Origin of the sequence: Vibrio sp. 1S139 (assembly GCF_041439475.1) — a bacterium.
Lineage (GTDB): Bacteria > Pseudomonadota > Gammaproteobacteria > Enterobacterales > Vibrionaceae > Vibrio > Vibrio crassostreae_C.
The window spans coordinates 1-15,667 of the sequence record NZ_JBGOOD010000053.1 but is presented as its reverse complement, the minus strand read 5'-3'; the positions used below and the strand labels follow the sequence as shown (position 1 = coordinate 15,667).

General features: G+C 45.0%; 13 protein-coding genes. 5 read left to right on the top strand and 8 right to left on the bottom strand.

What is annotated here, in order from left to right; all coding sequences use genetic code 11:
- Nucleotides 1–2 precede the first annotated feature (2 nt).
- The 8 genes from yacG to nadC form a co-directional block, all read right to left on the bottom strand.
- The gene (gene yacG, locus ACED46_RS16440) at nt 3–200 is read right to left on the bottom strand and encodes a DNA gyrase inhibitor YacG (protein WP_010435916.1); all 198 of its coding nucleotides are present in this window, start codon (nt 198–200) and stop codon (nt 3–5) included.
- Between the two features lie 244 nt (nt 201–444).
- On the bottom strand, nt 445–1,185 hold the full coding sequence (zapD, locus tag ACED46_RS16435; RefSeq protein ID WP_017063237.1) for a cell division protein ZapD: 741 nt from the start codon (nt 1,183–1,185) through the stop codon (nt 445–447).
- Nucleotides 1,186–1,211: 26 nt separating this feature from the next.
- Nucleotides 1,212–1,826, bottom strand: coding sequence for a dephospho-CoA kinase (coaE, locus tag ACED46_RS16430; RefSeq protein WP_017058946.1), 615 nt, complete (start codon nt 1,824–1,826; stop codon nt 1,212–1,214).
- Nucleotides 1,827–1,828: 2 nt separating this feature from the next.
- Complete coding sequence (locus ACED46_RS16425) at nt 1,829–2,698, bottom strand: A24 family peptidase (protein ID WP_017058945.1); 870 nt, start codon at nt 2,696–2,698, stop codon at nt 1,829–1,831.
- Nucleotides 2,699–2,764: 66 nt separating this feature from the next.
- On the bottom strand, nt 2,765–3,994 hold the full coding sequence (locus tag ACED46_RS16420) for a type II secretion system F family protein (protein ID WP_017065898.1): 1,230 nt from the start codon (nt 3,992–3,994) through the stop codon (nt 2,765–2,767).
- Nucleotides 3,995–4,009: 15 nt separating this feature from the next.
- Nucleotides 4,010–5,695: a type IV-A pilus assembly ATPase PilB gene (pilB, locus tag ACED46_RS16415; protein ID WP_371721926.1), complete on the bottom strand. Its 1,686-nt coding sequence runs from the start codon at nt 5,693–5,695 to the stop codon at nt 4,010–4,012.
- Nucleotides 5,696–6,100: a pilin gene (locus tag ACED46_RS16410; protein ID WP_102319884.1), complete on the bottom strand. Its 405-nt coding sequence runs from the start codon at nt 6,098–6,100 to the stop codon at nt 5,696–5,698.
- 253 nt (nt 6,101–6,353) lie between these two features.
- Entirely contained in the window at nt 6,354–7,244 is an 891-nt protein-coding gene (gene nadC, locus ACED46_RS16405; protein WP_371721925.1) for a carboxylating nicotinate-nucleotide diphosphorylase, read from the bottom strand.
- Nucleotides 7,245–7,327: 83 nt separating this feature from the next.
- Here nadC and ampD point away from each other — a divergent pair, with 83 nt between their 5' ends.
- The 5 genes from ampD (at nt 7,328) to lpdA (ending at nt 15,526) form a co-directional block, all read left to right on the top strand.
- Entirely contained in the window at nt 7,328–7,927 is a 600-nt protein-coding gene (gene ampD / locus ACED46_RS16400) for a 1,6-anhydro-N-acetylmuramyl-L-alanine amidase AmpD (RefSeq protein ID WP_371721924.1), read from the top strand.
- Nucleotides 7,928–8,410: 483 nt separating this feature from the next.
- Nucleotides 8,411–9,172: a pyruvate dehydrogenase complex transcriptional repressor PdhR gene (pdhR, locus tag ACED46_RS16395; RefSeq protein ID WP_009847596.1), complete on the top strand. Its 762-nt coding sequence runs from the start codon at nt 8,411–8,413 to the stop codon at nt 9,170–9,172.
- Nucleotides 9,173–9,234: 62 nt separating this feature from the next.
- Nucleotides 9,235–11,898, top strand: coding sequence for a pyruvate dehydrogenase (acetyl-transferring), homodimeric type (gene aceE, locus ACED46_RS16390; RefSeq protein WP_017059442.1), 2,664 nt, complete (start codon nt 9,235–9,237; stop codon nt 11,896–11,898).
- A 26-nt stretch (nt 11,899–11,924) separates the two neighbouring features.
- Nucleotides 11,925–13,853 (top strand): pyruvate dehydrogenase complex dihydrolipoyllysine-residue acetyltransferase, encoded by a 1,929-nt coding sequence (gene aceF / locus ACED46_RS16385; protein WP_136973774.1) that lies wholly within the window; start codon nt 11,925–11,927, stop codon nt 13,851–13,853.
- Between the two features lie 242 nt (nt 13,854–14,095).
- A complete protein-coding gene (gene lpdA / locus ACED46_RS16380) occupies nt 14,096–15,526 on the top strand; it encodes a dihydrolipoyl dehydrogenase (protein ID WP_017059440.1) in 1,431 nt (476 codons plus the stop codon).
- Nucleotides 15,527–15,667: the final 141 nt, after the last annotated feature.

Genomic DNA, 15,667 nt, shown 5'->3' with positions numbered 1-15,667 from the left:
GCTTAGTACGGATCTTCCGACCAACCATCGCTATCTGACATATCTGGTGCGCCAGCGATGCTGTTCTCTTCGTCTGCCCATTCACCGAAATCAATCATCTGACATTGCTTGCTGCAAAACGGGCGGTGCGGGCTTTGTTCGCCCCATTCAACGTCAGCATTACATTGAGGGCATTTAACGATGGTGATTTTCTTCGACATAGTGATTCTTAATTTGAAGGTGTAGTAATACCAATCGTAGTAAATAACTGGTCATCCTAGCTTGTTAAAACGCTCGATAACTTCGTTAGAAATTTTGATTGTAGAATAACTACTTATCGAAAATTTCTGTCTTGTTCTCAAGCCTTTTTCCTACGCTATTTATGAACACTTACTTACTGTGATTGGCATAAGAGTTCGTTTAGGCTCGAGTGAGGACTCAAGCCAAACTATAAAAGGAAATTAATTAGGTGCAGATTGCCAATTCAAATTCAATGTCTTGAGTACAGGCTTGCCCTGTTTCAAAGCTCATGAACTTAACAGCAAAGCGGTTCTTGTGACCTGAGATCATCGGGTAGGCACCGTATTGCATTGGAATAGATAGACGAAGGATATTCGCTTCATCGGCATCGCTCTGGAAGAAGCCAGCGCGAGCGATTTGCTCTTTAAAGTGACCAGTCTCTCTGGTGAGCTTCAACCACAGTGTTAGCGCTTCATACAGAGGTTGTAAGCTATCCATCCACGCTTTAGCATCTCTCATTCTCTTATCGAGAGGAAGGTGCAGCCAATAATGCAGTGCCGGTAAATCAAAGCAGCATGAGCCACCTGGAAGATTAAAGCGTTGGCGAATGGCACTCAGGAAGCGGTCTTCCTTAAGTGACTGGCCAAAACGCTCTGCCTGCATCAGATCACGATAGATGTTACCAATGTCATTAAGCAGTGATGTCAGCATCTCTTGATCGACACCTTCAACATCCAACCAACTTTTGTAGGTTACACGTTGCTTCTCAATATCTTTTGCCAGTTCGCTCTTGAGTTGGATCTGTTCGAAGATTTCAATCAGATCAAAGATGGAACGGAAAAAGAGTTGATACTGTTGAGCATCGGAAAATGTAGAAGACAAGTGTAGCTGCCTCAAGAGTGATTCGACTCTTAAGTAGATGCGTGTTTTCTCATTTAGAGGATGTTCAAATTTATGGGTGATCATCGAGCAAACCTTCATTCAACATTGTTCTATTCTGACCCATCTACAGCACTGATTGCCAGATACTTTTGATGTAAATCTGTGATTTGAGGCAAAAGTTCTTGGTTTTTAGTATGGTTTTTAATCACGTCATCTGCAACTGCTAAGCGTTGTTCTCTTGAAGCCTGTGATTTTAAAATTGATGCAACTTGTTCCCTAGAAACATTGTCACGACTCATCGTACGTTCTATTTGAACTTCTGCTGGCACATCAACAATTAATACGCGATCGGCCATGCCTTGCATTTGGTTTTCCACCAATAGCGGTGCAACTAATAAACCATACGGGGATGTGATTTTAGACAGGTCACTGTCAATTTTGTCACGGATCATGGGATGAAGAAGATCATTGAGCCACTGCTTTTCTTTAGGATCTGAGAAGATCAGCTCACGCAGCCTACTTCGGTTGAGTGTTCCATCGTCAAGCAAGATAGACTCACCAAAGTGTTCTGTAATCTGTTTTAAGCCGACACTGCCCAGCGCAACCACTTCACGTGCCACGATATCAGCATCAACAATATCTATATTAAAATGCTCATTGAACAGGTTAGCGACGGTGGTTTTGCCACTGGCGATACCACCGCTTAATCCGATAATGATTGCCATGGTTAAATTCCTAGTACAGAAGTGAAATACCAACCCATGATGTCGTTACCCCACATCAAGCTTACCCAACCTGCAATCGCAAGGTAGGGGCCAAATGGAAAAGCTTTATCTATGCCTTGCTGTTTCAAGCGAAGTTGAATCAAACCAAACACAAGGCCAACCAGCGAAGATAAAAGGATGATCATCGGTAGGTGCTGCCAACCAAGCCATGCGCCAAGCGCAGCCAGGAGTTTGAAGTCACCGTAACCCATGCCTTCTTTGCCTGTCAGTAGTTTGAACAACCAATAAACAGACCACAGAGCCAGGTAGCCAGCCATTGCGCCAACCACAGAATCTTGCAGCGATACTGGGCTGATATTAAACAATGCTAAAGCGATACCGGACCATACTAAAGGCAAGGTGATTTGATCGGGTAACAGCATGGTATCGAGATCGATAAAGGTCGCGGTAATCAGTGCGAAGGTGAAAAAAATCAAAGCAATGGCGTAGTAACTGAAACCAAAGTGGCTAGCAACCATTGTGCAAAGTATTGCGGTAAGCAGTTCGACCAAAGGGTAGCGAGCACTGATTGGATTAGCACAGCTATGGCACTTACCCTTTAAGAACAACCAGCTTAAGACTGGGATATTGTCGACGATTCTTAATTGGGTTTTGCACTTCGGGCAGGTAGAGCGAGGAATGCTGAGGTTGAACTTTCCCTCTGGCGCTGGAATTTTATATTGAGAGAAATATTCCGAGCACTCTTGTTGCCATTCACGTTCCATCATAATTGGCAAACGGTGTATGACTACGTTGAGGAAGCTGCCGATAAGAAGGCTAAAAATGAAAGCTAATACGGGGAATAGCCAAGGATAGTAGTGAAATACTTCCATAGTGTCCTTTACCACTTAATCAAGGTGAGCAGAGATTGTTGCTCATGGGTGTTTAGTTGCTTTTAACTATCCTAACACACTCATAAGATTAAAGATCGGTAAGTACATCGCAACCACAAGCCCGCCAACAACTGTCCCTAAAAATACGATGATCAGTGGCTCTAGAATCTTGCCTAAATTGTCGACGGTGTTGTCGACTTCAAACTCGTAAATGGAGGCTACTTTATTGAGCATATCATCAAGGTTTCCTGACTCTTCACCGATCATCACCATCTGTAACACCATTTCAGGAAAGGCGTTGGTATTGCGCATTGCGATATACATTGGCATGCCAGCAGCCGTTTCTCGGTGAACCTCAATGATGGCCGATTCATAATGCAGGTTGCCTGCGGTTTTGGCTGTGGTTTTAAGGCTCATTAAAATCGGAATGCCAGAACTAAAGCTGGTTGATAAGGTTCGGCTGAATTTGGCAATAGAGGCTTTGGCTAATACGCCACCAAGAACAGGAAAGCGTAATCCTAGCCGACTAACAGACAGTTTGATCGAGTGGGAACGCTGACACAGTTGGTAAATAATCAGGACAACAAGCCCTATGCCTACGGCAGTATAAAAGCTGTAAGCCTGCATCCAATGGGAAAGGTAGAGTACTTGTTGAGTGAACCAAGGCAGGTCGGCGCCAAAGCCGGAAAACATCGACTCAAACTCTGGAATCACCATGGTCAGCATTAAGTAGGAAACGGTAAGGGCGACCGCTACAACCATTGCTGGGTAGATGAGAGCCTTTATAACCTTGGATTTTAGTTGCTCACTCTTTTCACGATAGGTCGCCAAGCGTTCAAATACTTGTGCAAGGTTACCGGAGAGCTCGCCTGTCGCGACCAAATCAGTGTATAGGTCATCAAAGTGACGACTTGCGGTTCGCATCGCTTTTGAGATTGGCGTTCCGGCTTCTACACCTTTGCAGATATGCGATAGAATCGATTTCATTTCAGCTTTGCGGTGATTGTCCGACACCAACTTGATGGCTTGTACGATAGGCACACCAGTGGCCAGCATGGTAGCAAGCTGCCGAGTCAAAATAGTGATGTCTTTGGCTTTTACTCTATGGGTTAAACGAGTGACGGCTGAAATACTTTTCTTTTTGATTTTCTTAATCTGAATATGCTGTTCTTTGAGCTTTTCTCGTACTTCCAATTCGGTGAGCGCTAACGTTTGCCCAGACACTTTCTTGCCTGAGCTGTTAATGCCTTTCCAGTGATAGCTTTTTAATTGTGATTGTTTGGACTTGCTACTCATTGGTGCTCCATTGGTTTATATGTACAGAACACGTTGCAGCTCTTGATAGCTGGTGGTGCCTTCAAGCAATTTATCTAGCCCCGACTCTTGCAGAGTTCTCATGCCTTCTCGGCGAGCCAAGTTTTCAATGGCCAACGCGTTCGGTTTGTCGATCAGGCTGCTTTTCAGTTGATCGCTAAACGGCATCACTTCATAGATACCCACTCGCCCCGAATAACCCTGGTTACACTCATTGCAACCTTTAGGACTCGCTTTGTAGATGGTTTGGCTGTTAGGAATGGAGTGACGCAGGAATATGTCCGGTGAATCGTCAGTTTCTTTGCAGTGGTTGCATAATCGTCTTGCCAGTCGTTGGGCGATAATCAAACTCAATGATGAAGCGAGGTTAAAGGGTTCTATACCCATATGTGCGAGTCGGGTGACGGTTTCTGCGGCGGAATTCGTGTGCAGTGTCGAAAGTACTAAGTGACCCGTTTGCGATGCTTTGATCGCGATTTCTGCCGTTTCCAAGTCGCGGATCTCTCCAACCATCACCACATCAGGGTCTTGTCGTAAAAATGATCGCAGAGCTTCCGCAAATCCAAAGCCGATCTTAGGCGTCACTTGTACCTGATTGATACCACATAGGTTAATTTCCACCGGATCTTCGGCTGTTGATATGTTGCGTTCAGTTGTGTTGAGCACTCGAAGGCCAGTATATAGGGAGACGGTTTTTCCGCTGCCGGTTGGGCCTGTCATTAAGATCATCCCTTGTGGGCGTTTCAGGGCATTGAGGTAGAGTGCTTTTTGATCTTCGCTGTAACCTAACTTATCGATATCTAGATTGGCCGCGCTGCTATCAAGCAGTCGAAGAACGATCTTTTCACCCCACAAGGTCGGCAAAGTTGATACACGCATATCTATCGCGAGTTCGTCGTTCAAGCGCAGTTTGATACGACCATCTTGAGGCAAACGACGTTCGGCGATATCAAGTTTGGCGAGAATCTTCAAGCGAGCCGATAGGCGACGACTTAAATGAGAGGCGGGCTGTTGAATTTCGACAAGGATGCCATCGCAACGTAGACGTACGCGGTAGTTTTCTTCGTAAGGTTCAAAGTGGATATCTGATGCACCTTTACGCACAGCATCAACTAATATTTGATTAATAAAACGGCTGACAGGGGAGTCGTCTTGGCTGAGGTCTTCAATTGAAGTCATCTCATCGTCAGAGACTTCAACCAGGTTGGCGAGTTCATCCTGGGTGATCTCTTTACGTTTCGAATCTTGCCCAGAAATAGAACGACCGTACAGCTTTCGTATTGCGCCTTCTAATTCAGAGTAATTAGCGACAACCAATTCAATCTGTAATCCTGTCGCGAATCGAAAGTCGTCTTCAGCTTGTAAGTCGGTTGGGTCGGCTGAGGCAAGTGTGAGAGTTGAGCTAGAAACTGAAATCGGGATAGCACTATACTTGGTTATCAGTTCACGAAGCCCTAATTGGTCGCATAAGGTTTCGTAGTCTGTATTGGCTAATTGTACTAATGGTAAACCGAAGATGGCCTGAATGTTATGTGCGAGACTCTCGCTAGTGAAAAAATCCAGAACGAGTAAAGCTTCAGGCGTAGAAATCCGCGAAGCTTGTACATGTTCCGCCACGGCTTGTTCCTGAGTCAGGCTAATTAGATTAGCCTGACGCAGAACGGTTGGAAGGTTGGTTAGCACTTATGAGCAACCATTTATTGTGATAGTCGATTCGGAGTTTTCACAAGTCCAAGTACCATTAGCATCTCGTTGAAGTGTTATAGAAGCACCGCTAGCAACGCCTTCGTTGATTGTGGCAATAATAGAGCCAGATGTTGACCCTGATGCAGCACTTACATCTAGACTACCGATACTAAAACTATCCGAAATTGCTGATGGGAAAGAACCATTAAATGCAATTTCATCCTCGATTATTGTTTTAAAAGCAGAAGATGTTGCTAGTGCTGCCCCTAGAGCTCCTTTTTTTACATAGTCTTGATATGCAGGTACCGCAATTGCAGACAATACTCCAATCACGGCCACCACAATCATCAATTCAATCAGCGTAAAGCCTTTCTGGTTCGTTCTTTTGTTCTTGTTATTCATTGTCTAATTCCATTCTTTAGTTTGTTTCAGTGCAGGCACTGGTTGATGGAAAGAATAGAAGTTGAGATGGGGTAGTGGAATGGTGTTCAGGTGTGGTCGCGAGTGGTTTGGTATTTATTGGTGTAGTGTTTCATATAGTAGGCAAAATTATGCGATCAGCTTAAATAACTGCTTGAAATACTGATAATTCAGGCAATAAAAAAGGCACCGTTACAAACAGTGCCTTTATAGAAATTATTTATTATTCAGTCAATTACGCTTTGAATCTCATTGATAGATCCATTGCTTTTAGGTGCTTAGTTAGTGCGCCTACAGAGATGTAATCAACGCCTGTTTCAGCGAACTCTGCAATTGTATCTAGCGTCACGTTGCCAGAGTTTTCTAGTGCTGCACGTCCTGCGTTGATTTTCACAGCTTCACGCATCATGTCTGTGGTGAAGTTGTCTAGCATGATGATGTCTGCGCCAGCGCTGATCGCTTGCTCTAGCTCTTCTAGGCTTTCGGTTTCAACTTCTACTGGTTTACCTGGGTTCAGCTCTTTTGCAGTAGAGATAGCCTTCTCAATGCCACCACAAGCGATGATGTGGTTTTCTTTGATTAGGTAAGCATCGAACACACCAATACGGTGGTTGAAACCGCCACCACAAGCCACTGCGTATTTCAGTGCGCTGCGTAGGCCAGGAATCGTTTTACGAGTATCCAACAGGCGGCATTCAGTGTGTTTGATTTTGTCTGCGTAGATAGCAGTAGCAGTCGCACAACCAGATAGCGTTTGAATGAAGTTCATTGCGTTGCGCTCACCCGTTAATAGCGCGCGTGCTGGACCTGTTAAGGTACAAAGTGTTTGGTTTGGTTCAACCTTGTCGCCATCTTCTACATTCCACTCGATAGTCACTTCACCGCCCAGTTGCTTAAACACTTCATCAGCCCAAGCTTTACCACAGAACACACCGTGCTCACGGGTAATAATGGTTGCACTGTTGATTGCGTCTGCAGGGATTAGACTTGCCGTAATATCAGCCGCTGGATCTAACGTACCACCTAGATCTTCTTTGATAGTCTCGGCTGCTGCACGAGTGATCTCTAGAGGCAGTTGCTCTTTTAAGTAGTCAAGGCGTTGGTGGCTGTTATGTGTGTTTTTCATCGCAAATCTAATCTTGAAAGGGAGTGGGAATGGAATGATACTCTTGCTTAACTTCAAATTAAAGAGGCTAGCGCGACTGCTCTATGGGCAAGGTCACATCTTATTGTGCTAGCAGAAACGAAAGTGAGACCAAGATGACGATCAGCTCTAACGGATGGTACGACAACGCTCGGCATGTTCCTTCCCCGTATTTTGATGCTCGACCGAGTGCCGACGATATCTCTCTGCTGGTGGTTCACAACATTAGTTTACCTCCGGGTCAATTTGGTGGGCCTTACATAGAACTGTTTTTTACGGGCAAACTCGACCCGAAGGAACACCCGTTTTTTAAGGTGATTCACCAAATGGGCGTTTCGGCGCATTGCTTGATTCGTCGTGATGGGGAAGTGGTGCAGTTCGTCTCTTTCTTAGACCGAGCTTGGCATGCGGGTCAATCGAGCTTCGCTGGCCGTGAAAGATGTAATGACTACTCTATTGGCATTGAACTGGAAGGCAGTGACTTTGTTGCTTATACCGAGCAGCAATACCAATCTTTGGCTCAATTAACGGAGACATTGGTGTCGAACTTCCCGCAGATTACGCGTCAGCGTATCACTGGCCATCAATACATCGCCCCGCTACGAAAGACTGACCCCGGTTTGGTTTTTGATTGGAAGAAATATCAAGGCCAACTGAGTTTATAAATCCGAATTCACAACAAGACTCTGCTCATTGAAGGGCTCTAGATAATCAACGATGAGCATAATTGTTTGTGAATTTTTGTTGTGCTTTTGTAAAGGAAGTGGTCGGACGGGGAGCATCAATAAATCGAGAGTGTGACGAGCTTATCAAACACTCATTTATTAAAACTTATGAACAGAATTTCCACCCTAAATGTGCGCTTGGTTCGATTTTTAAACGAGTGACGCTAATCTTTCTGAAACAATTCATTTTTATCCTGAAACTTTCTAGCACGAACACTCCCCAAAAGTATTACCCCTGTAAATGGTAAGACCAATTTGGTTGCTGTTTTAAATTCCATTTGTTAAATCATGGTTAATTCATGCATCATTCTATGATGCAGGTCAATTTTAGGCTGGACAGTGGCGTTTTAATTATGTTAATTTCTGCCCAACTTAAAATTGGTATTACCAATTGTCAGCGAAGAAAAAGAAGAACAACAAACTATGGCTTATCAAAGGATTCGTCAGCCAAAACTCTCCGATGTTATCGAACAAGAGTTAGAAAGGTTGATAGTGGAAGGAACACTGGCTCCAGGGCAGCAGCTGCCGCCTGAGCGCGAACTGGCGAAACAGTTCGATGTGTCTCGTCCTTCGATCCGAGAAGCGATACAACGTTTAGAAGCAAAACGCTTGCTTACTCGCCGTCAAGGTGGAGGTACGTTTGTTAGCGAAAATATCTGGAAAAGCTTTTCAGATCCTTTGCTTAATTTGTTGTCGTCCCATTCTGAAACCCAACTAGACTTGTTGGAATCGCGTCATGCGATGGAAGGGATTTCGGCTTACTTCGCGGCATTGCGTGGCACTGATGAAGACTTTGCTCGAATTCAAGCATGCCAAGAAAAAATTCGCGGTGCGCAAGATAAGGGTGATATTGAAGCCGAATCTGCAGCAGTGATGGCTTTTCTTATTGCTTTAACAGAGGCAGCGCACAATGTGGTGTTATTGCACATTGTTCGTAGCTTGGCTCCGTTACTCGAACAAAACGTCTTAGAAAATTTAAAGCTGTTGCATCGTCGTAAAGACGTTGTGGAGAAAGTGAGTATACATCGAGCTAACATTGTGGATGCGATCGTTTCAGGACAGCCAGAACAGGCACGTGAAATGTCACACTCTCATTTAGCTTACATCGAAGAAACATTGATGGATTTGACCAAAGAAGAGTCGCGCCGCGAACGTTCTTTACGTCGAATTCAACAGGGTAAATAGCCGTAATACTTCGGCTATTTACGTGTTTAGTAGAATCCAACTAACAAAAAGGATAGATCGCCATGTCTGACATGAAGCATGACGTTGATGCTCTGGAAACTCAAGATTGGTTAGAAGCTCTTGAGTCAGTAGTACGTGAAGAAGGTGTAGAACGTGCACAGTTTTTACTAGAACAAGTTCTAGATAAAGCGCGTTTAGATGGTGTTGATATGGCTACAGGCATCAACACAAACTACATCAACACAATTCCAGCAGCACAAGAGCCAGCTTACCCTGGTGACGTAACTCTTGAGCGTCGTATTCGTTCGATTATTCGCTGGAACGCAATCATGATCGTATTGCGTGCTTCTAAGAAAGACCTAGACCTTGGTGGTCACATGGCTTCTTACCAGTCAGCAGCAGCGTTCTACGAAGTATGTTTCAACCACTTCTTCCGTGCTCCAAACGAGACAGACGGTGGCGATCTAGTTTACTACCAAGGTCACATCTCTCCTGGTATCTACTCTCGTGCATTCGTTGAAGGTCGTCTAACTGAAGAACAGCTAGATAACTTCCGTCAAGAAGTTGATGGTAAAGGTATCCCTTCTTACCCGCACCCGAAACTGATGCCTGAGTTCTGGCAGTTCCCGACAGTATCTATGGGTCTTGGCCCTATCTCTGCTATCTACCAAGCGCGCTTCCTTAAGTACCTTGACGGCCGTGGCCTGAAAGAAACTTCAGCGCAACGCGTATACGCGTTCCTAGGTGACGGTGAGATGGATGAGCCAGAATCACGTGGTGCTATCTCTTTCGCTGCGCGTGAGAAGCTAGACAACCTATGTTTCCTAATCAACTGTAACCTACAGCGTCTAGACGGCCCTGTAATGGGTAACGGTAGCATCATCCAAGAACTTGAAGGCCTATTCAAAGGTGCAGGTTGGAACGTTGTTAAAGTTATCTGGGGTAGCAACTGGGATTCTCTACTAGCTAAAGACACTACTGGTAAGCTTCTTCAACTAATGAACGAAACTATCGATGGTGACTACCAAACATTCAAATCTAAAGATGGCGCATACGTACGTGAGCACTTCTTTGGTAAGTACCCAGAAACAGCTGCACTAGTTGCAGACATGACTGATGACGAAATTTTCGCTCTTAAGCGTGGTGGTCACGATTCTTCTAAACTGTTTGCTGCATTCAACAATGCTAAAGAGACAAACGGTAAGCCAACTGTAATCCTAGCTAAGACTGTTAAAGGTTACGGCATGGGTGATGCAGCTGAAGGTAAGAACATTGCACACGGTGTTAAGAAAATGGACATGACTCATGTTCAACACCTACGTGATCGCCTAGGCCTAGAAGACATCCTTTCAGATGAGAAGATCGCTGAACTTCCTTACCTGAAATTGGAAGAAGGTACGCCTGAGTACGAATACATGCACGCTCGTCGTAACGCTCTACACGGTTACACACCTGCACGTCTTCCTAAGTTTACTCAAGAGTTCAAGGTTCCTGAGCTAGACGCATTCGCACCTCTACTAGGTGAACAGAAGCGTGATATCTCTACAACTATGGCTTATGTACGTACGCTAAACATCCTTCTTAAAGATAAGAACATTGGTAAGAACATCGTTCCTATCATCTGTGATGAAGCTCGTACATTCGGTATGGAAGGTCTATTCCGTCAGGTTGGTATCTACAACCCACACGGTCAAGAATACACACCTGAAGATAAAGGCATCGTTTCTTACTACAAAGAAGCAACGTCTGGTCAAGTTCTTCAAGAAGGTATCAACGAACTAGGTTCTATGGCTTCATGGGTTGCTGCTGCAACTTCATACAGCACAAACGATCTACCGATGATCCCGTTCTACATCTACTACTCAATGTTCGGTTTCCAACGTATTGGTGACATGGCATGGCTAGCAGGCGACCAACAAGCTCGTGGCTTCCTACTAGGTGCTACTGCAGGTCGTACAACACTGAACGGTGAAGGTCTACAGCACGAAGATGGTCACTCGCACATCCAAGCGAACACTATCCCGAACTGTATCTCTTACGACCCAACGTTTGCTTACGAGCTAGCGGTAATCATGCAAGACGGTATCCGTCGCATGTACGGTCCTGAGCAAGAGAACGTTTACTACTACCTAACAGTAATGAACGAGAACTACGCAATGCCAGCAATGCCAGAAGGCGCTGAAGAAGGCATCCGTAAAGGTATCTACAAGCTTGAATCTCACGCTGGTGCTAAGGGTAAAGTTCAACTAATGAGCTCTGGTACTATCATGAACGAAGCGCGTAAAGCAGCTGAAATTCTAAGCGAAGAGTACGGCGTAGCATCTGACGTATTCTCTGTAACGTCGTTCAACGAACTAACTCGTGACGGCCAAGCGGTAGAGCGTGACAACATGCTTCACCCAGAAGCTGAAGAGAAAGTACCGTACATCACGACTGTTCTTGGTAAAGAACCTGCAATCGCAGTGACTGACTACATGAAGAACTACGCTGAGCAAGTACGTGCGTACATGCCAACTGAGTCTTACAAAGTACTTGGTACAGATGGTTTCGGCCGTTCTGACAGCCGTGCAAACCTACGTCGTCACTTCGAAGTTAACGCTGGCTACATCGTAGTTGCAGCTCTAACTGAACTGGCTAAACGTGGTGACATCGAGAAATCTGTAGTTGTTGAAGCAATTGCTAAATTCGATATCGACACTGAAAAAACTAACCCGCAATACGCATAAGACTGGCATTAAGGTAGGTAAATACAATGACAATCGAAATTAATGTACCAGACATCGGTGCTGACGAGGTTGAAGTAACTGAGATTCTTGTAAACGTTGGCGACAAGGTTGAAGAAGAGCAGTCACTGATCACTGTCGAAGGCGACAAAGCTTCAATGGAAGTTCCAGCGTCTCAAGCGGGTATCGTTAAAGAAATCAAAGTAGCAGAAGGCGATTCTGTTTCTACTGGTTCTCTTATCATGATCTTTGAAGAGGCAGGCTCTCCTGCGGAAGGTGCTGCAGCAGCACCGGCTGCTCCAGCAGTTGAAGCGGCGGCACCAGTTGCAGCTGCTCCTGCAGCGGCAGCTGAGCTTAAAGAAGTTCACGTTCCTGACATCGGCGGTGATGAAGTTGAAGTAACTGAAATCATGGTTGCTATCGGTGACGCAGTAGAAGAAGAGCAATCTCTTCTTACTGTTGAAGGTGACAAGGCTTCAATGGAAGTTCCTGCACCATTCGCTGGTATCGTTAAAGAAATCAAGATCGCTTCTGGTGACTCAGTATCGACTGGTTCTCTAGTAATGATTTTCTCTGTAGAAACAGGTGAAGTAGCGGGTTCAGGCGCTCCAGTTGCAGCAGCTCCTGCTCCAGCGGCTGCACCAGTTGCAGCGGCTCCAGCAGCATCAGCTGAAAAAGAAGTAAACGTTCCTGATATCGGTGGTGACGAAGTAGAAGTTACTGAAATCATGGTAGCGGTTGGCGATACAGTAGAAGAAGAGCAATCTCTAATTACTGTTGAAGGCGACAAAGCTTCAATGGAAGTTCCTGCACCATTCGCTGGTACAGTAAAAGAGATCAAGATTGCAGCTGGCGACAAAGTGTCAACTGGCTCTCTAATCATGACTTTCGTCGTGGCCGGCACTCCGGTTGAAGGCGCAGCTCCTGCTCCTGTTGCAGCACCTGCACAAGCAGCAGCTCCAGCGGCGGCACCTGCTCCTAAAGCAGAAGCACCTGCAGCAGCTGGCGACTTCCAAGAGAACGGTGACTACGCGCACGCTTCTCCAGTAGTTCGTCGTCTAGCTCGTGAATTTGGCGTTAACCTTTCTAAGGTTAAAGGTACTGGTCGTAAGAGCCGTATCCTTAAAGAAGACGTTCAGTCTTACGTTAAAGATGCACTTAAGCGTCTTGAGTCTGGTGCAGCTGCATCTGGCAAAGGCGGCGACGGTTCTGCTCTTGGTCTACTACCATGGCCAAAAGTTGACTTCAGCAAGTTCGGCGAAACTGAAGTTCAGAAGCTTTCTAAGATTAAGAAGATCTCTGGTGCTAACCTGCACCGTAACTGGGTAATGATCCCTCACGTTACACAATGGGACAACGCAGACATCACTGAGCTAGAAGCATTCCGTAAAGAACAGAACGCAATCGAAGCGAAGAAAGACACTGGCATGAAGATCACTCCACTTGTGTTCATCATGAAAGCTGTTGCTAAAGCGCTAGAAGCATTCCCAGCGTTTAACTCTTCTCTTTCTGAAGATGGCGAAAGCATCATTCTTAAGAAGTACGTAAACGTGGGTATCGCTGTTGATACACCAAACGGTCTAGTTGTTCCTGTCTTCAAAGACGTGAACAAGAAAGGCATTTACGAGCTATCTGAAGAGCTAATGGCTGTTTCTAAGAAAGCACGTTCTGGTAAGCTAACAGCGGCAGACATGCAAGGCGGTTGTTTCACAATCTCTAGCCTTGGTGGTATTGGCGGCACTGCATTTACTCCAATCGTAAATGCTCCAGAAGTAGGTATCCTAGGTGTATCTAAGTCTGAAATTAAGCCAGTTTGGAATGGTAAAGAGTTCCAACCACGTCTACAGCTTCCACTGTCTCTATCATACGACCACCGTGTGATCGATGGTGCTGAAGGTGCACGCTTCATTACTTTCCTAAACAGCGCACTATCTGACATTCGTCGTCTAGTACTGTAATTGAGAAAGTAATTATTAAGGTGACTTTCGGGTCACCTTAATTCTTTATATAAAGACTATTTTTAGACAACAGTTTCCTGCATTTCTCATAATCTGATGGGGAATTGTTGTCTAGCTCACAGGCTAACTTAAAGCTACTTTCACACTGTTAACATCTCTGTAAAATGTTTCCTGTTTGAAAGCCCAATAATTTTAAGAACATCTACTCAGCCTGTTAGGGATAATGACTACAAGAGGTCACAATGAGCAAAGAAATTAAAGCCCAAGTTGTTGTACTTGGTTCAGGTCCTGCTGGTTACTCAGCGGCATTCCGTTGTGCGGATTTAGGTCTAGAAACAGTACTAGTTGAACGTTACAGCACTCTTGGTGGTGTATGTCTAAACGTTGGTTGTATTCCATCAAAAGCACTTCTTCACGTTTCTAAAGTAATCGAAGAAGCTAAAGCGATGGCAGAGCACGGCGTTGTATTCGGCGAGCCACAAACGGACATCAACAAGATCCGTATCTGGAAAGAAAAAGTAGTTGATCAACTAACTGGCGGTCTTGGCGGTATGGCTAAGATGCGTAACGTTACTGTTGTTAACGGTTTTGGTAAGTTCACAGGTCCTAACAGCATTCTTGTTGAAGGCGAAGGCGAAGCAACAACTGTTAACTTCGACAACGCAATCATTGCTGCAGGTTCTCGCCCAATCAAACTTCCTTTCATCCCACATGAAGACCCACGTATTTGGGATTCTACGGATGCACTAGAACTAAACGAAGTACCTGAAAAACTGCTTATCATGGGCGGCGGTATCATCGGTCTTGAGATGGGTACGGTTTACCACTCTCTAGGTTCTAAAGTTGAAGTTGTAGAGATGTTCGATCAAGTTATCCCTGCTGCGGATAAAGACATCGTTAAAGTTTTCACTAAGCGCATTAAGAACAAGTTCAAGCTAATGCTTGAAACTAAAGTGACTGCTGTTGAAGCAAAAGAAGACGGTATCTACGTTTCAATGGAAGGCAAAAAAGCACCAGCTGAAGCTGAACGCTACGATGCTGTTCTTGTTGCTATCGGTCGTGTTCCAAACGGTGCACTTATCGACGCTGAAAAAGCGGGTATAGAAGTTGATGAGCGTGGTTTCATCAATGTTGATAAGCAAATGCGTACTAACGTTCCTCACATCCACGCGATCGGTGATGTTGTTGGTCAACCAATGCTTGCTCACAAAGGTGTGCATGAAGGTCACGTAGCTGCTGAAGTTATCTCTGGTAAGAAGCACTACTTCGACCCTAAAGTAATCCCATCAATTGCGTACACTGAGCCAGAAGTTGCTTGGGTAGGTAAGACTGAGAAAGAAGCGAAAGCTGAAGGCATCAATTACGAAGTTGCTACTTTCCCTTGGGCTGCTTCTGGTCGTGCAATCGCTTCTGACTGTGCAGACGGCGTGACTAAGATGATCTTCGATAAAGATACTCATCGCGTAATCGGTGGTGCTGTTGTTGGTACTAACGGTGGTGAACTTCTTGGCGAAATCGGCCTAGCAATCGAAATGGGTTGTGATGCAGAAGATATCGCTCTTACTATCCACGCTCACCCAACTCTACACGAGTCTGTTGGTCTAGCTGCGGAAGTATTCGAAGGTTCAATCACTGACCTTCCAAACAAAAAAGCAGTGAAAAAGAAGAAGTAATTCTTTCTTAGTCACTCGCTAATGTTTTTAAAAGCCGCTGATTTGTCAGCGGCTTTTTTATGTCTGAAGTAAGGCGCAGGAACGTTTCATACCAATTAAAGTAAAAATGTGATCTAATTAAGATTGATGAATTATTGTGAA

What these genes read in the sequence shown, in the direction of transcription:
- yacG (WP_010435916.1), bottom strand. Translation starts at nt 200, where the DNA reads ATGTCGAAGAAAATCACCATCGTTAAATGCCCTCAATGTAATGCTGAC.
- zapD (WP_017063237.1), bottom strand. Translation starts at nt 1,185, where the DNA reads ATGATCACCCATAAATTTGAACATCCTCTAAATGAGAAAACACGCATC.
- coaE (WP_017058946.1), bottom strand. Translation starts at nt 1,826, where the DNA reads ATGGCAATCATTATCGGATTAAGCGGTGGTATCGCCAGTGGCAAAACC.
- ACED46_RS16425 (WP_017058945.1), bottom strand. Translation starts at nt 2,698, where the DNA reads ATGGAAGTATTTCACTACTATCCTTGGCTATTCCCCGTATTAGCTTTC.
- ACED46_RS16420 (WP_017065898.1), bottom strand. Translation starts at nt 3,994, where the DNA reads ATGAGTAGCAAGTCCAAACAATCACAATTAAAAAGCTATCACTGGAAA.
- ACED46_RS16410 (WP_102319884.1), bottom strand. Translation starts at nt 6,100, where the DNA reads ATGAATAACAAGAACAAAAGAACGAACCAGAAAGGCTTTACGCTGATT.
- nadC (WP_371721925.1), bottom strand. Translation starts at nt 7,244, where the DNA reads ATGAAAAACACACATAACAGCCACCAACGCCTTGACTACTTAAAAGAG.
- ampD (WP_371721924.1), top strand. Translation starts at nt 7,328, where the DNA reads ATGGGCAAGGTCACATCTTATTGTGCTAGCAGAAACGAAAGTGAGACC.
- pdhR (WP_009847596.1), top strand. Translation starts at nt 8,411, where the DNA reads ATGGCTTATCAAAGGATTCGTCAGCCAAAACTCTCCGATGTTATCGAA.
- aceE (WP_017059442.1), top strand. Translation starts at nt 9,235, where the DNA reads ATGTCTGACATGAAGCATGACGTTGATGCTCTGGAAACTCAAGATTGG.
- aceF (WP_136973774.1), top strand. Translation starts at nt 11,925, where the DNA reads ATGACAATCGAAATTAATGTACCAGACATCGGTGCTGACGAGGTTGAA.
- lpdA (WP_017059440.1), top strand. Translation starts at nt 14,096, where the DNA reads ATGAGCAAAGAAATTAAAGCCCAAGTTGTTGTACTTGGTTCAGGTCCT.